Source organism: Paraburkholderia steynii (assembly GCF_900100565.1).
Taxonomy (GTDB): domain Bacteria; phylum Pseudomonadota; class Gammaproteobacteria; order Burkholderiales; family Burkholderiaceae; genus Paraburkholderia; species Paraburkholderia terrae.
In genome coordinates this window covers 260,137-279,181 of sequence record NZ_FNDI01000006.1, presented here as the reverse complement: position 1 = coordinate 279,181, position 19,045 = coordinate 260,137, and the positions used below count along the sequence as shown (strand labels likewise).

Annotated in this window: 15 protein-coding genes and 1 pseudogene; 12 read left to right on the top strand and 4 right to left on the bottom strand. The window is 62.8% G+C overall.

Translation table 11 applies throughout. The features are described from left to right. The first annotated feature begins 2 nt into the window (after positions 1-2). Positions 3-1,352 carry an MFS transporter gene (locus BLT65_RS13865; protein WP_091778450.1) on the top strand — a complete coding sequence of 450 codons (1,350 nt, stop codon included), beginning with the start codon at positions 3-5 and terminating at the stop codon, positions 1,350-1,352. A gap of 896 nt (positions 1,353-2,248) precedes the next feature. Here the strand turns inward: BLT65_RS13865 and BLT65_RS13860 are convergent. After that, the gene (locus BLT65_RS13860) at positions 2,249-3,520 is read right to left on the bottom strand and encodes an MFS transporter (protein ID WP_091778448.1); all 1,272 of its coding nucleotides are present in this window, start codon (positions 3,518-3,520) and stop codon (positions 2,249-2,251) included. Further along, on the bottom strand, positions 3,517-4,557 hold the full coding sequence (locus tag BLT65_RS13855) for a hypothetical protein (protein ID WP_042308508.1): 1,041 nt from the start codon (positions 4,555-4,557) through the stop codon (positions 3,517-3,519). Before BLT65_RS13855 ends, BLT65_RS13860 begins: the two co-directional genes overlap by 4 nt. 668 nt (positions 4,558-5,225) lie before the next feature. On the opposite strand from BLT65_RS13855, the pseudogene BLT65_RS13850 reads away from it, so the two are divergent. The 4 genes and pseudogenes from BLT65_RS13850 to BLT65_RS13835 form a co-directional block, all read left to right on the top strand. Beyond that, positions 5,226-6,542 (top strand): annotated as a pseudogene (locus tag BLT65_RS13850) (NCS2 family permease); the annotation flags it as partial. Positions 6,543-7,325: 783 nt separating this feature from the next. Further along, positions 7,326-7,826, top strand: a complete 501-nt coding sequence (locus BLT65_RS13845) for an ArsR/SmtB family transcription factor (protein ID WP_341865831.1) — start codon at positions 7,326-7,328, stop codon at positions 7,824-7,826. Further along, a complete protein-coding gene (locus BLT65_RS13840; RefSeq protein WP_091778446.1) occupies positions 7,733-8,161 on the top strand; it encodes an SRPBCC family protein in 429 nt (142 codons plus the stop codon). The genes BLT65_RS13845 and BLT65_RS13840 overlap by 94 nt, the downstream gene beginning before the upstream one ends. 51 nt (positions 8,162-8,212) lie before the next feature. Continuing rightward, positions 8,213-8,989: a DUF899 domain-containing protein gene (locus BLT65_RS13835; RefSeq protein ID WP_091778444.1), complete on the top strand. Its 777-nt coding sequence runs from the start codon at positions 8,213-8,215 to the stop codon at positions 8,987-8,989. A gap of 51 nt (positions 8,990-9,040) precedes the next feature. Here BLT65_RS13835 and BLT65_RS13830 read toward each other — a convergent pair whose 3' ends face one another. Further along, entirely contained in the window at positions 9,041-9,223 is a 183-nt protein-coding gene (locus BLT65_RS13830; RefSeq protein ID WP_007750066.1) for a hypothetical protein, read from the bottom strand. A 150-nt stretch (positions 9,224-9,373) separates the two neighbouring features. Continuing rightward, on the bottom strand, positions 9,374-10,279 hold the full coding sequence (locus BLT65_RS13825; protein ID WP_091778442.1) for an NAD-dependent epimerase/dehydratase family protein: 906 nt from the start codon (positions 10,277-10,279) through the stop codon (positions 9,374-9,376). Between the two features lie 415 nt (positions 10,280-10,694). On the opposite strand from BLT65_RS13825, the gene hutH reads away from it, so the two are divergent. The 7 genes from hutH (at position 10,695) to hutG (ending at position 18,822) form a co-directional block, all read left to right on the top strand. Next, positions 10,695-12,218, top strand: a complete 1,524-nt coding sequence (gene hutH / locus BLT65_RS13820) for a histidine ammonia-lyase (protein ID WP_042308337.1) — start codon at positions 10,695-10,697, stop codon at positions 12,216-12,218. Positions 12,219-12,244: 26 nt separating this feature from the next. Further along, the gene (gene hutC / locus BLT65_RS13815; protein ID WP_042308338.1) at positions 12,245-12,940 is read left to right on the top strand and encodes a histidine utilization repressor; all 696 of its coding nucleotides are present in this window, start codon (positions 12,245-12,247) and stop codon (positions 12,938-12,940) included. 61 nt (positions 12,941-13,001) lie between these two features. Further along, entirely contained in the window at positions 13,002-14,690 is a 1,689-nt protein-coding gene (gene hutU, locus BLT65_RS13810) for a urocanate hydratase (protein WP_042308340.1), read from the top strand. Positions 14,691-14,692: 2 nt separating this feature from the next. Further along, on the top strand, positions 14,693-15,310 hold the full coding sequence (locus BLT65_RS13805) for a HutD/Ves family protein (protein WP_091778440.1): 618 nt from the start codon (positions 14,693-14,695) through the stop codon (positions 15,308-15,310). A 30-nt stretch (positions 15,311-15,340) separates the two neighbouring features. Beyond that, complete coding sequence (hutI, locus tag BLT65_RS13800) at positions 15,341-16,561, top strand: imidazolonepropionase (RefSeq protein WP_091778438.1); 1,221 nt, start codon at positions 15,341-15,343, stop codon at positions 16,559-16,561. Between the two features lie 25 nt (positions 16,562-16,586). Beyond that, the gene (locus tag BLT65_RS13795; RefSeq protein ID WP_091778436.1) at positions 16,587-17,978 is read left to right on the top strand and encodes a formimidoylglutamate deiminase; all 1,392 of its coding nucleotides are present in this window, start codon (positions 16,587-16,589) and stop codon (positions 17,976-17,978) included. 31 nt (positions 17,979-18,009) lie between these two features. Next, positions 18,010-18,822, top strand: coding sequence for an N-formylglutamate deformylase (gene hutG, locus BLT65_RS13790; protein WP_091778434.1), 813 nt, complete (start codon positions 18,010-18,012; stop codon positions 18,820-18,822). The last annotated feature ends 223 nt before the right edge of the window (positions 18,823-19,045 follow it).

Sequence of the window (19,045 nt, the reverse complement as noted above, 5' to 3'; positions counted from 1 at the left end):
ATATGACTTACACAGCCGCAACGACTTCCACGTCGGACGACAGCGTTTCAACGAGCGGTACACAGCCGCAGCGCGCGAGCCACGCAAAAGCGATCGCTGCGATCACGCTTGGCAACGGCCTCGAGTTCTTCGACTTCACGATCTACAGCTTCTTCGCGACGATCATCGGCAAGCTGTACTTTCCTGTCGAAGGGCAGCTTGCGCAACTGATGCTCGCGGTCGGCACGTTTGGCGTGGGCTTCATCATGCGGCCGGTGGGCGGCGTGGTGCTCGGCGCGTATGCGGACCGCGCGGGCCGCAAGGCGGCGATGAGCCTGACGCTGTGGCTGATGACGTTGGGCTCGGCGATCATCGCGTTCGCGCCGACGTATGCGTCGATTGGTCTTGCTGCGCCCGTGCTTGTGATTCTTGCGCGGCTGATTCAGGGGTTTGCGCTGGGCGGCGAGATAGGTGCGTCGACGTCTCTGTTGATGGAGTACGGCAGCGACCGCACGCGCGGTTTTTATGGCAGCTGGCAGTTCGTGAGCCAGGGCTTGAACACAGTGGTTGGTTCGCTGCTTGGCGTCGCGTTGGCCGCCATGCTGTCGACGCATGCGCTCGAAAGCTGGGGCTGGCGCGTGCCGTTTGTGATCGGTATGGCGATGGGGCCGATTGGCGTGTACATCCGGCGGCATCTGGATGAAACGTTGCCGTTGCCGGCGGCTTCAGATCATTCGCCTGCTCTCGAGGCTGCGACGGTTGCCAAGCCTGTGCGCGAGATTTTCGGCACCCATATGGGATCGATTGTGACGGGCGTCGTGACGACGATTGGTGGCACCGCCGCGAACTATATCGTGCTGTTTTATCTTTCTACTTATGCGATCAAGATCTTGCATATGCCGATGTCGCTGGCGTTGTGGGCTTCCTGGACGGCTGCTCTTGTTACGGTGATCTGCTCGCCGTTTGCTGGGTCGTTGTCGGATCGGTATGGGCGCAAGCGGGTGCTTTGGGTTTCGCGGGTTCTGTTGATCGCGGGTGTCTATCCTGCGTTTATGGTTATTAATGCTGTGCCTACGGTGCCGGTTTTGCTTTCAGTTGTTGCTGTGCTCGGTGTGCTTGTTGCGTTTACGGCTGTGCCTAATATCGTCATGCTGCCTGAGATGTTTCCGCGCGAAATTCGCGCTACCGGGATGTCGATTGTTTATTGTCTTGGGGTGTCGATTTTTGGTGGCTTTGCTCAGTTCTTTGCTACGTGGCTTATTCAGTTGTCAGGGAATACGCTTGCGCCGGCCTGGTATCTGATTGGGTGTGGTTTGGTCTCTTTGTTGGCGTTGCCGTTTGTTCGTGAGACGGCTGGGCGGGCTATTGATTGAGGGTTTTGTTTTTGTCTGCGACGCTGGGTGGTTTGCTTGTGTTTGCGCTGGTATCCGCGTTTTGCCTTTGTGGCGCGGGCGGTTTGGTTGTTCTGGTCCTTGCGCTGGCATCCGCGATTCGTTAGCGTGCTTCAGGCGTCGCCCCTGTGCGGGGCGGCACCTACTTTTCTTTGCCGCCGAAAAGAAAAGTAGGCAAAAGAAAGCGGCTAACACCGCCAACATTTCTCATTGCCTGAGGGCCCCCACAGGTTCCTACGCTTCATACGGCAACGGCTCTGTTGGCGCGTGTTGCCAACGCTTTGAATAAACGCCTCACCCACTTCGAATACCCGTACTCGGGCCAGCGGCAGCGAATGGTATGTGCCGCCCAGGTGGCAAACTGTGTGTAGGTTGTCGCGTCGTATAGCCTGGCGCTCTTACAGGGTGGAGCGCATGCGCTATCGGTTCGAAGTGAGGCGCGCGGAGCACCTAGGGCAGACACACAGTTTGCCACCTGGGCGGCGGTGGACTATCTGGCAAGGCATGCTGAAGCGTGGGAGCGTGAAGCGGGTGAGGCGCAGTGCAAGAGCGCTGGCAACGAACGCGGAACAAGCAGGTTACCGTGTGAAGCGTAGGAACCTGTGGGGGCCCTCAGGCAAACAAAAGGATTGACGGTGTTAGCCGCTTTCTTTTGCCTACTTTTCTTTGCGGCGGCAAAGAAAAGTAGGTGCCGCCCCGCACAGGGGCGACGCGTGAAGCACGCTAACAAATCGCGGATGCCAACGAAAAGGCAAAGCGCGGATGCTGACGCAAAGGCCAATACACCGAATGGCGACGCGTGAAGCGCGAAGAAACGACGCGAATGCCAGCGAAAAAACCGGCAACCCACCCAGCGTCGCAAGACCAAAAAAACCGCGTCACTTAGCCCGCTTCAAAGACCCATCATCAGCGGGTGCAGGCTTCTCCTGCACATCTCCATTCGCATCGCGAGTCTCAGGCATAGCCGCCCACACAAGCAACACAGCAAGCGCCCCCGCACCGGCGAGCCCAAAAAAGCTAACCGCATTGCCAAAGCGATCGGCGACAAACCCGGCAACAGCAGTAGAGAGCGTCGCCCCAATCCCAGCCGCGAGGCCAAACAGCCCAATGGTGAGGTTATAACGCCCCTTGTCGCCGGCAACATCAGCAGCAATCAGAGGCAGCATCACACCGAACACAGCGGCGCTAATGCCGTCGAGCATCTGCACAGGCACGAGCAGGTAAGGGCTGCTAACGCCAGCAAACAGCAAAGCCCGCACCGGCAGCGCAGAAAACCCAAGCAGCAGAATTGGCCTGCGTCCCCAGCGCTCTGCAGTACGCCCAACCCAAGGCGACAACATCGCCACAATCGCCTGCGGCACGATAATGCACGCAGCAATCACAAGCTGCACGTTATCGCCCATACCCGCCGTCACTTCACCCGCCGCGAGATTGAGCATCGCCGCATTCGACAAATGGAACAGCACGACGCAGGCGGCAAAGATCAACATCCGCTTGTCGCGCAGCAACTCGAAGATCGATTCCTTTTCTTCGGCGTCGTCGCGCTCCTTCTTCGCAGGTTGGTGCGCGGGCAGAGGCTGATGCTCCGGCATCATGATCATCGACAACGCAAACAGCGCAGGCGCCGCAAGCACGGCAGTCAGCCAGAACACCGCGCGCGCCGAGAAATATTCGCCGAACAGCCCCATCAGACCCGCAGCGACAGCGCTCCCAATCGACGCCCAGCGCGCATTCCGCCCAAGCCGGTCGCCCAGATCGTGTCGCCCGACGAGCGCAAACGAAATGGCCGCCATCGCCGGCACGAGCATGCAGCTCGCAAAGCCGTGAAAGACCTCGGCGGCCATCACGGGCAGCACGGTCGGGCTCGCCGCAAGCAGCACGGCGCTGAGAATGATCGCGATGATCGCCCAGGCAGCAGCGCCTTTCTTGTTGCGCAGCGCATCGACGGCCGCGCCGCCAGGCACCTGGCTCACCATCGCGCTGATCGTGCCGACTGAAAGCGCGAGTCCGATCTCGCCCTGCGTCCACTTGTGCGACGCGAGGTATGACGCGATGAACGGCCCGAATCCCGTCTGCACGTTGGCGACGAAGAAGTTGAGCCAGTCGAGGGCGCGGAGACTGCGTGCGTTGACCATGAGACGGCTCGTCATCGTGAAGTGCGTGCGGTTGAGGCCGCCGCAGCGGACGATGAAGGGCCAGCCGTCGTAGCGGGCGCAGGAGCGGACGCGGGAACGGGAGACGGAGGAGGGGCGGGCGAGACCGCGCGGATCGGTTTATCTGCCTCGTAAGTGGGCGACGCCTTGATCTGCGCGTCATTGAGATCCATCAACGGACGCAGCGTCTTGTCCTTCGCGACGAAGCGCAGCGCCGACCAGTTCGCGGCGATCGCGCGGCGATCGGGGCTGATGATGCCGCTGACGTCGAGCACGACAGCCTGCGGCTGCGCGTTCACGTCGACCAGCACGTCGATCACGCGGCCCACCTTGCCGCCGTTCGGACGCTCGACGTCCGCGTCCAGCAGTTCCATTTGCCCCGGCGGCACCGCGGGCGCGGCTGTCACGGCCGCAAGCGGCGTCGCGAGCGAAGCCGACGGCTTCGGCCGGTTGGTCGCGGCTAGCTGGTTCGGCGGAGTCGTGATCGTGATGGGCGCGCCTTTCGCGTTCGGCGTGAAGCGGAACGCAGTCCACGGAAAACCGACCTTGCGGTCGCCAATGCCGAGAAAGCCCTGCAGGTTGACGATCATCTGGCGCGGCGTGCCGCTGCCGTCAGCCGTCATGTCGATGGCGCGGCCGATCACCTTGCCGTCGAGCTTCTGCACTTCGCTGTCGAGCAGGCCATGCGTCGTGTTGCGATCGAGCGTGCGGGTCACGATGATCGGCGCGGGAGCGGGCGGCGGAGGCGGCGGCGCGGGCGCGACGACGGGCGGCGGCGGCTCCGGCTTGTGCGGGCGCACGACGGGCGGGCGCGGCTTCTTCGGTTCCTTGGGTTCAGGCGCCTCAGCCTGGTCCGGCTCGGAGGCGGGCTCGAGGGCGGGAACGACGAGCGGCGTCACCGTGGCTTCGGTGATGGGCGCAGGCGGCTGCTCGGTCGGGCCGAACAGGCTGCAGCCCGACATCATGGCGGCAAGGGCCGCAAAAACGGCCAACAGCAAAAGACGGAAGGCTGGACGTAGGAAACCGCCAATCATCAAGTGGGACTCCGTGGCCAGGGCGGCGGGCACGATGCAGGTGCTGTCGCAAAAGACGATCCAGCGATTCATGCAGGCATCGAGAGCCTCGCCGGCAATGCGTTAAAGGCATGGTTTGCCGAGAGTTTAACCCGTGACGTCGAAAGGCCTTTGTTTTGTCTGCGTTGGACAGGCCCGCCGCAGGCTTCAAAGCCCTTTCAGCAGGGCATCCCGCGCGCGCCAGGCGAGCTGCAACCGTAGGTGTTAACACCCGGGTGTGCAGCCCGCATTGCCGTGTCTCAAACGATATAAGGATTGCGACATGCGCGGCATGCTTTTATTGCGATGGGAGATATATTGGGATTCGCCTAACCTTCGTTTCAGCATAAAAAGAACGGCGTGAAGTGGGTCGTGGACTGGTGAAAACGGAACGCGATGTAACTCGATCGTCCAACGACGGATTACCCGCCGTAACGAGGACGATGCGCACCTGCCCGCCATGCGGAAGGCGCAACACGCACTACATCTACTACTCAACGAGACGAACCTGATGACGGCGAGCCCGAGACGGCAGCCGTTTCGGCATGCTGATAAAGGAGGCACTCATCATGATGGAACCCCAGGCCCAGAGCATCGCGGAAGCCGGGAGCGAGGCATTCGACAACACTCGCGACCAGCCGGCGGCGTTCATTGACCGCTATTTCGACATCACCGCGCGCGGCAGCACGGGACGCCAGGAAATCATCGCTGGCGTCACGACGTTTCTCGCGATGGTCTATTCCGTGTTTGTCGTGCCGGGCATGTTCGGCAAGGCGGGCTTCGACACCAGCGCGGTGTTCGTCGCCGTGTGCCTGACGACGGCATTCGGCTCGCTGCTGATGGGCATCTGGGCGCGCCTGCCCATTGCGATCGGCTGTGCCATTTCGCTGACGGCCTTCACGGCGTTCGGGCTCGTGCTCGGCAAGGGCTTGCAGCCCAATGTCGCGCTTGGCGCGGTGTTCCTGATGGGCCTCGTGTTCACCGGGATTTCGGTGACGGGCGTGCGCTCGTGGATTCTGCGCAATTTGCCTGCGGGCGTCGCGCACGGGACGGGGATCGGCATTGGTCTCTTTCTGCTGCTGATTGCCGCGAACGATGTCGGCCTCGTCGTGAAGAATCCTGGGCCGGGGCTGCCCGTCGCGCTGGGGCATATTACGTCGTTGCCTGTGCTGATGTCGGTGGGCGGGCTCGCCGCCATCTTCGGTCTGGTGCGCCGTCGTGTGCCGGGCTCGATCTTGATCGTGATCGTCGCGATCTCGGCGCTTGCGTTGCTGCTTGATCCCGCTGTTGCGTTTCATGGTGTGTTCGCGCTGCCTTCGTTGAGTGCGCCGGGCCATGCTTCGCTGATCGGGGCGATGGATATCAAGGGCGCGTTGTCGCTTGCTGTGCTGCCTAGCGTGCTTGCGCTGGTGATGACGGCTGTGTTCGATGCGACGGGGACGATCCGCGCTGTTGCCGGGCAGGCCGGGCAGCTTGACGAGAATGGCCGAATTATCAACGGTGGCCGTGCGTTGACGGCTGATTCGCTGAGCTCGATTTTCTCGGGTTTTATGGGCGGTGCGCCGGCTGCTGCTTATATCGAGTCGACAGTTGGCGTCGCTGCGGGCGCGAAGACGGGTCTGGCTGCTGCTGTCGTTGGGCTGCTGTTTCTCGTCGTGATGTTCTTCTCGCCGCTTGCCGCGCTCGTGCCTTCTTATGCTACTGCGCCTGCTTTGATGTATGTCGGGCTGCTGATGCTCTCCAGCGTGAGCAAGCTGCATATGGATGATATGGTCGATTCGATGTCGGGCCTCGTGTGTGCTGTTTTTATCGTGCTGACGGCTAATATCGTGACGGGCATTATGCTTGGGTTCTGTACGCTGGTGATTGGGCGTGTTGTTAGCGGGGAATGGCGCAAGCTCAATGTCGGGACGGTCTTGATCGCTGTTGTGCTGGCTGTGTTTTATCTTGGGGGTTGGGCGATCTGACGTTGGTTGTCTGCGACGCTGGGTGGTTTGCTGGGTTTTTCGCTGGCATCCGCGTTACGGTGTCTGCCGTTCACGCGTCGCCCCTGTGCGGGGCGGCACCTACTTTTCTTTGCCGCCGCAAAGAAAAGTAGGCAAAAGAAAGCGGCTAACACCGCCAGTGCTAGTGTTTGCCTGAGGGCCCCCAAAGGTTCTTACGCTTCGCACGGCAACCACGTGACCCACGTTCGTTGCCAGCGCTCTTGCGGTGCGCATCACCCGCTTCACGCTCCTGCATTGCAGTATGCCGAGCCAGATAGTCCACCGCCGCCCAGGTGGCAAACTGTGTGTCGGCCCAAGTGCTCCAAACGCCTCGCTCCGGACCGATAGCGCAGGCGGTTCATGTAAGAGCGCCACGCTATACGACGCGACAACCTACACACAGTTTGCCACCTGGGCGGCACATACCATTCGCTGCCGTTTGCCCGAGTACGGGTATTCGAAGCGGGTGAGGCGCTCGTTCGAAGCGTTGGCAACGAACGCGAACAGAAATGCTGCCGTGTGAAGCGTAAGACCCTTTGGGGGCCCTCAGGCAAGAAGAAATGTTGGCGGTGTTAGCCGCTTTCTTTTGCCTACTTTTCTTTGCGGCGGCAAAGAAAAGTAGGTGCCGCCCCGCACAGGGGCGACGCTTGAACGGCAGACACCGTAACGCGGATGCCAGTGCAAAGGCCAGAACACCGACCGGCGGCGCGTGAAGCAAGCTAACAAAGCGCGGATGCCAGCGACAAAGGAAAAAAACCAAACCGCATGCGCAGCAAACCCCGCCTCCCGCGAAGCGGCAAAAAAAACCAAACCCTTGACACATCGCCCCAGCGACCTAAACTTAACCTCATGGTTAAGTTACAAGACCTTGATCGCACTTTCGCAGCGTTAGCGGACCCAACCCGCCGCGCGTTGCTCGCACGTCTATCGGAAAGAGGAGACGTATCAGTCTCCAAACTCGCAGAACCATTCGCCATGTCTCTGCCGGCGGTCATGAAGCACCTCGACGTGCTGGCCGACGCGGGCCTCATCACGCGCACCAAGACGGGCCGCACAGTCGCATGCCGTCTGTCCGCCGCGCCGATGGAACAGGCCATGTCATGGCTGCAGCGCTATCAGCAGTTCTGGTCCGAAGCACTCGATCAATTGGCCGCCTATGTGGAGGAGCCGTCATGTCCGCCCGCCCCAGTCTCACGCTCCAGCGACACCTCAAGGCGTCCCCGGAAAAAGTCTTCAGCGCGTGGACCGACCCGCAGCAGATCGTGAAGTGGCTGCATCCCGGCGGCTGTGACGTGATCCTCTCGGAGATGGAGTTGAAAGTGGGTGGCCGCTTTCACATGATCATGCGCGCGCACGATGGCGAAGAGCATGACGTGAGCGGTCTGTTCCGCGAAGTCGCAATCAACGAAAAGCTCGTCTATAGCTGGGCATTCCGCTCGACACCGGAACGTGAGTCTATCGTCACGTTTTCGCTGAAAGCCGATGGCGACGGCACATGGCTCACGCTCACGCACGAACAATTCTTCGATGAAGCCGCGCGCGACGCACATCGCGGTGGATGGACGGAAGCGCTCGACGGACTCGAACGCTATTTCTCGTGAAGGCTGCGACCGCTTGCAATAAACGATACGGTCGCGCAACTGGAGGAGCAGATGGAAGAGCACAAGATCGTTTCACGCGAAGCATGGCTGGCCGCGCAACGCGCGCATCTCGCGGAAGAAAAGGCTTTTACGCGCGCCCGTGACGCGCTCGTGAAGAAGCGTCAGGCGCTGCCGTGGATGAAGATCGACAAGACCTACACGTTCGATACGCGCGAAGGCACGAAGACGCTTACCGATCTGTTCGCGGGACGCAGCCAGTTGATCGTCTATCACTTCATGCTTGGGCCGGATTGGGAGCAGGGCTGTCCCGGCTGCTCGTTCCTGTCCGATCACATCGACGGCGCGCTCGTGCATCTCGCGCACCGCGACGTGACGTATGTGGCCGTTTCGCGCGCGCCGCTTGAGAAGATCGATGCGTACAAAACACGCATGGGATGGCAGTTCCCTTGGGTGTCGTCGTTCGGCAGCGACTTCAATTACGACTTCGACGTGTCGTTCACGCCGGAGCAGGAAGCGCATGGGAAGGTCGTCTACAACTTCGAGACGCAGGACTATGCGTGCGACGAACTGCCCGGTATGAGCGTGTTTTACCGGAACGACAAGGGCGAGATCTTTCGCACGTTCTCGTCGTATGGTCGCGGCGGCGAGCCGTTGATCGGCACCTATACGCTGCTCGATTTCGTGCCGAAGGGCCGCGATGAGGACGAGAACAAGATGATGGGCTGGCTGCGTCGTCACGACAGCTACGAAGACGGCGTGACGGGCAAGACACTGGCGCAGGAGAAGCAGGGCACGGGCGCCTGCTGTCATGAAGCGGCACACAAATGATGTGCTCTCAGGCGGCGAACGGCGCCACGCCGACACGAGCGACGCCCGCGTTCAAAGCGACATTTCGAATGCGGGCCTGAGAAACTCCTGGATGCCCATCACGATGAGGCCCATCGCGCCCGACGCGAGCGTCAGCGTGCCGTACTCGTCGTAGCGCGAGTCGTACAGGCACGCGACCACGAAAAGAATCGCGAGCAGATTGGTCAGCCAGTCGAAATTGAGTGCAAGCAACATTGAATGATCCGGGCTCGAGCCGAAAGATCGAGGTTGTCATCAACCTGATCGAACATCGCCGATTCTAGCGATGCGAGCTTACGGATACGCAACAGCCTGGCTTACAACGTGTGCGCTGGCCAACGTTCTATGCGCGCTTCGACGCGTGTTTTACGCGTCTTTCATCATGTCGTTCTCGATCCACTCGATCACCGACGTGTGCTCTGGCTGCCAGTCGAGCAGTTTGCGCGCGCGAGTGCCGCGCACGCGGCTGTTCGAGCCGAGACCATACGACGCCATTTCATAGCCCCATTCGTCGATCGCCTGATCGAGCGGCCAGTCCTGCGCCGGGCCGAGGTGCATCGCTTTGGCGATCGCGTCCGTCATCTCGCGGAACGACGCTTCGCCGCTTTCGACGAAATAGAACGTGCCCGCCGGGCTCTTGTCGAGCGCGAGCCGATACAGTTCGACCACGTCGTCGATGAACACGTTCGACCAGATGTTGCCGCCGCTGCCCACATGCCGCACGATGCCGCTCTTTTGCGCCTGACGAACGAGTCGTGGCAGTTGCACGCTCGAACTGCCTTTGACGGCGCCATGCCCGTAGATCAGCGTGTTGCATAGCACCGACGAGCGGATGCCGCGTTTTGCTGCGTCGAGCACGAGGCTGTCGATGGCGACGCGCGGTGCTTTGTCTGCTGTCGGCTCGGGTAGCGCGTCTTCCGTGTAGATCTTTGCGTCGCCGCGTTCGCCACCCGACGCGTCGCCGACGATGCTCGAACCGCTCGTATGCAAAAACGGCTTGCCGGAGCCTTCGAGACCTTCGATTAGCGCTTCCACCGCGCCGCGATGGTCGCTGCTCGCCGCGTTGATGACGGCGTCGGCGGCTTTGGCTTGGGCGATCAGCAAGTCGCGGTCGTCGAGCGTGCCGACGACAGGCTCGATGCCGAGGCGCTTCAGTTCAGCCGCATGCTCCGGGTTGCGGATCAGGCCAGTCACGCGATGGCCCGCGCGCACGAGACCCGCCGCAATGGATCCGCCGATAAAACCGCTTGCGCCAGTGATGAAGATGTTCAAGACGTTCTCCTTTGAGAGAAAACTGGGAATGACTTGAGTATGGAGGCGGGCGAGTTTTGCAAAAAGTGGGTTGGTTTCAAATCACTCTTGATTTGAAGTCAAGAATGACTAGCGGCGGGAAACACGGCGGGCGCGGACGACGAGCGGCAAATCGCGACAAGGCCGGGTTTTTGTCCGCTTGCCAACCCGAAAATTGGACGTGTATATACAAGTTATCGGGCTTTCTCTGGCGGGACCGCGCCTCAACCACGCTCGCCGCCGCAACCGGACAGGGCGGCTCAAACTGCCAGAACCATGCCAGCAAACCCGCTGCGCCTAATGGAAAGTCCCTATCTCAAACCCCAAAATTTGAGTTGTATATACAAGCTGACGCCGCTACACTTTCTCAAAATTTGTATAGACAGGAACTCACATCATGATCCTTACGCCCGGCACCCTGACTTTGTCCCAACTGCGCCAGATCGCTCGCGAGCAGGTCACGTTGGAACTCGATCCCGCGAGCTTCGCCGACATCGACGCATGCGCTCAAGCCGTCGCGGACATCGCCGCGAAGGGCGAGCCGGCGTACGGCATCAATACGGGCTTTGGCCGTCTGGCGAGCACGCATATTCCGCACGACCAGCTCGAACTGCTGCAGCGCAATCTGGTGCTCTCGCATGCCGTCGGCGTCGGTGCGCCGATGTCGCAGCCCGTCGTGCGGCTGTTGATCGCGCTCAAGCTGTCGAGCCTCGGCCGCGGTCACTCGGGCATCCGCCGCGAAGTGATGGAGGCGCTCATCAAGCTGTTCAACGCCGACGTGCTGCCCGTGATTCCCGTGAAGGGTTCGGTCGGCGCATCGGGCGACCTTGCGCCGCTCGCGCATATGTCGGCCGTGCTGCTCGGCGTCGGTGAAGTGTTCGCGAAGGGCGAGCGCGTGCCGGCGACGGAAGGCCTGCGCCTCGTTGGCCTGAAGCCGCTGACGCTGCAAGCAAAGGAAGGCCTCGCGCTGCTGAACGGCACGCAGGCATCGACGGCGCTCGCGCTGTACAACATGTTCGCGATCGAAGACCTGTACCGCACCGGTCTGGTGGCGGGCGCGCTCTCGGTGGACGCAGCGATGGGTTCCGTCAAGCCGTTCGATCACCGCATTCATGCGCTGCGCGGCCATCAAGGCCAGATCGACGCCGCGGCTGCGTATCGCACGCTGCTCGAAGGCTCGGCCATCAACGTGTCGCACGCCGACTGCGACAAGGTGCAAGACCCGTACAGCCTGCGCTGCCAGCCGCAAGTCATGGGCGCGTGCCTCGACCAGATGCGCGCCGCTGCGCAAGTGCTGCTCGTCGAAGCAAACGCCGTGTCGGATAACCCGCTGATTTTCCCGGACACGGGCGAAGTGCTGTCGGGTGGCAACTTCCACGCGGAACCTGTCGCGTTCGCCGCCGACAACCTCGCGCTCGCCGTAGCGGAAATCGGCGCGCTGGCCGAGCGCCGCATCGCGCTGCTGATCGACGCGACGCTGTCTGGCCTGCCGCCGTTCCTCGTCAAGGATGGCGGCGTCAACTCGGGCTTCATGATCGCGCACGTCACGGCTGCTGCGCTCGCATCGGAGAACAAGACGCTGGCTCACCCGGCTTCCGTCGATTCGCTGCCGACGTCCGCCAATCAGGAAGATCACGTGTCGATGGCGACCTTCGCCGCGCGCAAGCTCGCCGACATCGCCGAGAACACCGCGAACATCCTGTCGATCGAACTGCTCGCCGCCGCGCAAGGCGTCGATCTGCGTGCGCCGCACAAGACCAGCCCGTCGCTGCAAAAGGTGATGGACACGATCCGCGCGCAGGTCGCGCACTACGAACTCGATCACTACTTCGCGCCTGACATCGCTGCATGCACGAAGCTCGTACAAGACGGCACGATCGCGGCGCACAGCCCGTTCTCGTTCATCTCCGAGCAACGTTAATTCATCCGCATAGCGAGACGCCCGGCATGAACGCACCGGCCTATCAGGGAATCAAGGACTTCATCCTCGCCCGCATTCACGCGGGCGAATGGAGCGAAGGCCATCAGGTTCCATCGGAGAACGAGCTTGCGCGCGAATTCAACGTTGCGCGCATGACGGTCAACCGCGCGTTGCGTGAGTTGACGGCCGATCAGGTGCTCACGCGCGTTCAGGGCTCGGGCACGTTCGTCGCGCGGCCGAAGTACGAGTCGACGCTGGTGGCGATCCGCAGCATTTCCGACGAGATCGTCGCGCGTGGCCATCGTTATCACGCGAAGGTGCTGCACGTGGGCGCCGCGATCGCCGACGACGAACTCGCTGCCGAAATGCAGGTGAGTGCGGGCAACCCGATTTTTCATTCGCGCGTGCTGCACCTGGAGAACGACGAGCCCGTCCAGCTCGAAGAGCGCTGGGTGAACCCGGCCGTCGCGCCCGAATACGCGTTGCAGGACTTCACCAACACGACGCCTAACCAGTATCTCGTGCGCGTCGCGCCGCTGCAGCGCGTCGAGTACCGCATCGAAGCCTCCGCGCCGGATGCCGACACCCGTCGGCATCTGACGATGGACGACGCCGAACCTTGCCTCGTGCTGCACCGGCGCACGTGGTCGCAGGGTGTGGTCGCTTCGGTGGCCAACCTTTGGCATCCGGGCAACCGCTACCGGTTCACCGGCCACTTTTAAGTTCCAGTTTCCGTTCAATCTTCGACTCCGTTACCGAGTTATCAGCGCTTCCGAGGGCATCATGAACAACCCGAAACACATCGACCCGCGTCTCGACCCGACCCGCACGATCCGCGCACCGCGTGGCAGCGAGAAAACCTGCAAGACCTGGATCGCGGAAGCCGCGTACCGGATGATCCAGAACAACCTGGACCCGGAAGTGGCCGAGCATCCGCATGCGCTCGTCGTGTATGGCGGCATCGGGCGCGCGGCGCGTAACTGGGATTGCTTCGATCAGATCCTCACGTCGCTGAAGGACCTCGAAGAGAACGAGACGCTGCTGATTCAATCGGGTAAGCCCGTTGGCGTGTTCCGCACGCATGCCGACGCGCCGCGCGTGCTGCTCGCGAACTCGAACCTCGTGCCGCACTGGGCGAACTGGGATCACTTCCACGAACTCGACCGCAAGGGCCTGATGATGTACGGCCAGATGACGGCGGGCAGCTGGATCTACATCGGCAGCCAGGGCATCGTGCAGGGCACGTACGAGACGTTCTTCTCGGTGGCGAACCAGCATTTCAACGGCGACCCGAAGGGCCGCTGGATCCTGACGGGCGGCCTGGGCGGCATGGGCGGCGCGCAGCCCCTCGCAGCGACGATGGCGGGCTTCTCGATGATCGCCGTCGAATGCGATGAGTCGCGTATCGACTTCCGTCTGAAGACGCGTTACGTCGACAAGAAGGCAATGACGCTCGACGAAGCACTCGCGATGATCGAAGAGGCGAAGAAGACGGGCAACCCCGTTTCGGTCGGTTTGCTCGGCAATGCCGCCGATGTGTTCGCCGAACTCGTGAAGCGCAACATCACGCCGGACTGCGTGACCGACCAGACCAGCGCGCACGATCCCATTCACGGCTACCTGCCGCAAGGCTGGAAGATCGAAGACTGGCGCGAGCGCATGAAGACGGACCCGCAGAGCATCGTGACGCCCGCCAAGCAGTCGATGGCCAAGCAGGTGCAAGCCATGCTGACGCTGCAGGAACGTGGCGCCGCGACGCTCGACTACGGCAACAACATCCGTCAGATGGCGCTGGAAATGGGCGTGCAGAACGCGTTCGATTTCCCCGGCTTCGTGCCCGCGTACATCCGTCCGCTGTTCTGCGAAGGCAAGGGTCCGTTCCGCTGGGTCGCGCTGTCCGGAGATCCGGAAGACATCTACAAGACGGATGCGAAGGTCAAGGAACTCATCCCCGACGATCCGCACCTGCACAACTGGCTCGACATGGCACGCGAACGTATCGCGTTCCAGGGCTTGCCGGCGCGTATCTGCTGGGTTGGCGTGAAGGATCGCTATCGTCTGGGCCAGGCGTTCAACGAAATGGTCAAGAACGGCGAACTGAAGGCACCGATCGTCATCGGCCGCGATCACCTGGATACGGGTTCCGTCGCGAGCCCGAACCGAGAAACGGAATCGATGAAGGACGGTTCGGACGCCGTCAGCGACTGGCCGCTGCTCAACGCACTGCTGAACACGGCAGGCGGCGCATCGTGGGTGTCGCTGCATCATGGCGGCGGTGTCGGCATGGGTTTCAGCCAGCACTCGGGCGTCGTGATCGTCGCCGACGGCACGGATGAAGCACGCGAACGTCTCGGCCGTGTGCTGTTCAACGACCCCGCGACGGGCGTGATGCGTCACGCGGACGCCGGTTACGAACTCGCGCAGGAAACGGCGCGCGAAGCCGGTCTCAAGCTGCCGATGCTGGGCCGCTGATCGTGTCCGCGACGCCATCGTCTGCAAGCGTGTCGCTGATTCGCGGCGCGGACCTCGTGGCGTCGCCGTGGAAGAACGGCGGCGGCGTCACGCGCGAAGTCGCCGCGTTCCCCGAGGGCGCGGCGCTCGACGCGTTCGTGTGGCGAGTGAGTGTCGCCGACGTTGCGCAAGCCGGTCCGTTCTCGCGTTTCGCGGGAATCGACCGGACGCTCGCGCTGCTGTCGGGCGCGGGCATGTTGCTCGATGAAGCGGGCGGCGTGACGCACGCGCTGCGCGAGCCGCTCGACATCGCGCGCTTCGAAGGTGAAACGGCCATCGACGCGCGGCTTATAAACGGCGCGACGCGCGACTTCAACCTGATGGTGCGGCGTGGCGCGGCAACGGGCGACGTCGCTATCTGGCGCGACGAAACGCGTGCGCGACTCGATGCCGATGTCGTGCTGCTGTTCTGCGCGCAAGGCGAGTTGCATGTCGCGACGCACGACGCTGCCAATGCAACGACGCTCATCGCCATGGACACCTTGCGCATCGACAACGCCCGCGCGCTGTCATGCGAAGTCAAAGGAAAGGGCGCGTTGCTCGCCGTCAGCATCCGCTACACCGACACATCGCAAGCCTGAGCGCTTGCACACATCACAGACAGCCCTGCCATGAAGCGAACCGTCTGGAACCACCTGAAGCTCTGTCCGCAGGGCGATCCCAATCAAACGATCGACGACGCCGCGATCGCCGTCGAGAACGGCCGCATCGCGTGGCTCGGTTCGTCGCGCGAGTTGCCTGCTCAATACGCCGCGTGGCCGCGCGAAGACCTGGGCGGCGCGTGGGTCACGCCCGGTCTCGTCGATTGCCATACGCATCTCGTGTACGGCGGCCAGCGCGCCGACGAATTCGCGCAGCGTCTCGCGGGCGTCAGCTACGAAGCCATCGCGAAGCAGGGTGGCGGCATCGTATCGACGGTGCGCGCCACGCGTGCCGCCGATGAAGCGTCGCTATTCGCGCAGTCGGCCGCGCGGCTCGAAGCGATGCTCGCCGAAGGCGTCACGGCCATCGAAATCAAATCCGGCTACGGGCTCGACCTGCCCAGCGAGCGCAAGATGCTACGCGTCGCGCGGCAACTCGGCGAGCGTTACCCTGTGACGGTGTACACGACGTTTCTCGGCGCGCATGCGTTGCCGCCGGAATTCGCGGGCCGCGCCGATGACTACATCGACGAAGTCTGCGAGCGCATGCTGCCCGCACTGGCCGACGAAGGACTCGTCGATGCCGTCGATGTGTTTTGCGAGCGCATCGGCTTTTCGCTCGAACAGAGCGAGCGCGTGTTCAATGCGGCTGCGCGTCGCGGGCTGCCCGTCAAGATGCACGCGGAGCAGTTGTCGAACGGTGGCGGCACGGCGCTGGCCGCACGGCATCGCGCGCTGTCGGCGGATCACCTGGAGTTTCTCGACGAGGCGGGCGTCGCCGCAATGAAGGAAGCGGGCACGGTGGCCGTGCTGCTGCCGGGCGCGTTCTACTTCATCCGCGAAACGCAATTGCCGCCGCTCGACCTGTTGCGCCGTTATGAAGTGCCCATCGCGATTTCGACGGACAGCAATCCGGGCACCTCGCCCGCAACCTCGCTGCCGCTGATGATGAACATGGCGACGACGCTGTTCCGCATGACCGTGCCCGAAGTGCTGCAAGGCGTGACGCGCCACGCGGCGCAGGCACTCGGCAAGGCGGATACGCATGGCGCGCTCGCCGTCGGCCGCGCTGCCGATTTCGCTGTGTGGTCGGTGCAATCGCTCGCGGAACTTGCTTACTGGATTGGACGCCCGCTGTGCGCGCGCGTCGTGCGCGGCGGCGAAACCGTCTATACGCGTCGGGCGTACTGAGCGCGACGCGAAAACCGGATCGAACATGACTCAAGCCACTCAATCGCTTTTCGCCGATCACGCGTATCTGCCCGAAGGCTGGCGGCGCGACGTGCTGCTGCAATGGGACGCGCAAGGCGCGCTCGTCTCGGTGACACCCGATGCGCAAGCGCCCGCGGGCGTCGCCAAAGCCAGCGGTCCTGTGTTGCCCGGCATGCCGAACCTGCATTCGCACGCGTTCCAGCGCGCGATGGCGGGCCTCACCGAATATCGTGCGAACGCTACAGACAACTTCTGGAGCTGGCGCGACCTGATGTATCGCTTCGCCGCGCGCATCACGCCGGAAGGGCTCGCGTCGATCGCGCAATGGCTTTACATCGAGATGCTGAAGGCGGGCTACACGTCCGTCTGCGAATTCCATTACGTGCATCACATGCAGGACGGCAAGCGCTACGCGAACGACGCGGAACTCGCGCAACGCGTGGTCGATGCGGCGGGCGCGAGCGGCATCGGCATCACGATGCTGCCGGTGCTGTATCAGTACGCGGGCTTCGGCGCGCAGGCGCCGCGCGACGACCAGCGCCGCTTCATCAACACGCCGGACAGTCTGCTCGGGTTGCTCGACACGCTGCGCCGCGCGCGTCCCGAGCATGGCGCGCTGCGCTATGGCGTCGCGCCGCATTCGTTGCGCGCGGTGTCCAACGATTCGCTGCGCGAGTTGCTGAATGGACTCGACGCGATGTCGCCGGGCGCGCCCGTACACATTCATATCGCCGAGCAGACGGCGGAAGTGGACGCGTGCGTCGCAACGGAAGGCGCGCGGCCCGTGCAATGGCTGCTCGACCGCTTCGATGTCGACGCGCGCTGGTGCCTCGTACACGCGACGCATGTCGATGCCGATGAAACGGCTGCGCTGGCGAAAAGCGGCGCCATCGCGGGCCTGTGCCTGACGACGGAAGCAAACCTCGGCGACGGCATCTTTCCGGCGCACGATTATCTGGAGCAAAAGGGGCGCATCGGCGTCGGCAGCGACAGCCATATCGGCGTCGACTGGCGTTCGGAACTGCGGCTGCTCGAATACGGTCAACGCTTGTCGAGACGGCAGCGCAACGTGCTTGCGTCGGCTGACATGCCGCGTGTCGCGGATCGTCTGTTCGCGGCGTCGCTGGAAGGCGGCGCGCTCGCGACGGGCCGCGCGGTGGGCGCATTGCGCACGGGCGCGCGGGCCGACTTCATCGTGCTCGATGCAGACCACGCGAGCATCGCCGAGCATGCGAACGACGCATGGCTTTCAGGTGTCGTATTCTGCGAGCATGGCGAGACACCCATTCGCGATGTGTATGCGGGCGGCGCGAAAGTCGTCGACAATCGCAGGCATCGCGATGAAGAGCACGCGTATGCGCAATATCGCGCGGCGCTCGCCGAACTGCTGAAGTGAACCCGAGTCAACTTTGAGAAGTACCGACGACATGACCGCCACCGATACCTTGCCCGTCTTCTCGCTGCATCGGGGAAGCCTGCCGTTCCTGATCTCGATCCCGCATCTGGGCACGCGTCTGCCCGCCGATATCGCCGCGCAGATGACACCCGTCGCCGCGCGCACCGACGATTGCGACTGGCATCTCGACCGCCTGTACGCGTTCGCGAAACGCATGGGCGCGTCGATTCTGACGCCGACGTATGCGCGCTACGTGATCGATCTGAACCGTCCGCCCGATGGCGCCAACCTCTATCCGGGGCAGGACACAACAGGCCTGCTGCCCGTCGATACGTTCGACAAGGAGCCGCTCTATCGCGACGGCCACCTGCCCGACGACGCCGAAGTCGCGCGCCGCCGTGACTTGTACTGGAAGCCGTATCACGAAGCCTTGCAGGGCGAGCTGGCGGCGCTGAAGGCGCAGCACGGCAAGGTGCTGCTGTGGGAAGCGCATTCGATCCGCTCGCATGTGCCGCGCTTCTTCGATGGCCGCTTGCCCGACTTCAACTTCGGGACGTCGAACGGTGCGAGCGCGGCGCCGGGGCTTGCCGAAGCGCTCGCGAAGATCGTCGACGGACATGGCGGCTATACCGCCATCGCGAACGGCCGCTTCAAGGGCGGCTATATCACGCGCCAATATGGCCAGCCAGAGCAGAACGTGCATGCGGTACAGCTCGAGCTGTCGCAGATCACGTATATGCAGGAACAGATGCCGTATGCGTATGACGAAGCGCTCGCCGGCAAAATCGAGCCGCTGCTCGAAAAGCTCGTGAAGACGGCGCTCGCGCACGTCGCGGCGGCCTGAAAGACGCGTGCGCGCGGGCTTCGGGCCTCGCGCGCAGCGACCCCGCAGGCGTCCGTCCGGCCGCCTCGTTCCTCTCCGTTGATTTGCCGCGTGGCGAAATCCACATGGCGAAATTCATCCGTCCTCGCACCTCGGTGCGGAACGCCGCCCGCTCGCCGGGGTCAATCGTCAGTGAAACCCGCATACGCCGCGGTGCGCGCCGGTGTTGTCTTTGCGCAGCAAC

What these genes read in the sequence shown, in the direction of transcription:
- BLT65_RS13835 (WP_091778444.1), top strand. Translation starts at nt 8,213, where the DNA reads ATGGAAGAGCACAAGATCGTTTCACGCGAAGCATGGCTGGCCGCGCAA.
- BLT65_RS13845 (WP_341865831.1), top strand. Translation starts at nt 7,326, where the DNA reads ATGCGCAGCAAACCCCGCCTCCCGCGAAGCGGCAAAAAAAACCAAACC.
- BLT65_RS13830 (WP_007750066.1), bottom strand. Translation starts at nt 9,223, where the DNA reads ATGTTGCTTGCACTCAATTTCGACTGGCTGACCAATCTGCTCGCGATT.
- hutH (WP_042308337.1), top strand. Translation starts at nt 10,695, where the DNA reads ATGATCCTTACGCCCGGCACCCTGACTTTGTCCCAACTGCGCCAGATC.
- hutC (WP_042308338.1), top strand. Translation starts at nt 12,245, where the DNA reads ATGAACGCACCGGCCTATCAGGGAATCAAGGACTTCATCCTCGCCCGC.
- BLT65_RS13840 (WP_091778446.1), top strand. Translation starts at nt 7,733, where the DNA reads ATGTCCGCCCGCCCCAGTCTCACGCTCCAGCGACACCTCAAGGCGTCC.
- BLT65_RS13865 (WP_091778450.1), top strand. Translation starts at nt 3, where the DNA reads ATGACTTACACAGCCGCAACGACTTCCACGTCGGACGACAGCGTTTCA.
- hutI (WP_091778438.1), top strand. Translation starts at nt 15,341, where the DNA reads ATGAAGCGAACCGTCTGGAACCACCTGAAGCTCTGTCCGCAGGGCGAT.
- hutU (WP_042308340.1), top strand. Translation starts at nt 13,002, where the DNA reads ATGAACAACCCGAAACACATCGACCCGCGTCTCGACCCGACCCGCACG.
- BLT65_RS13855 (WP_042308508.1), bottom strand. Translation starts at nt 4,557, where the DNA reads ATGATTGGCGGTTTCCTACGTCCAGCCTTCCGTCTTTTGCTGTTGGCC.
- BLT65_RS13860 (WP_091778448.1), bottom strand. Translation starts at nt 3,520, where the DNA reads ATGACGAGCCGTCTCATGGTCAACGCACGCAGTCTCCGCGCCCTCGAC.
- hutG (WP_091778434.1), top strand. Translation starts at nt 18,010, where the DNA reads ATGACCGCCACCGATACCTTGCCCGTCTTCTCGCTGCATCGGGGAAGC.
- BLT65_RS13795 (WP_091778436.1), top strand. Translation starts at nt 16,587, where the DNA reads ATGACTCAAGCCACTCAATCGCTTTTCGCCGATCACGCGTATCTGCCC.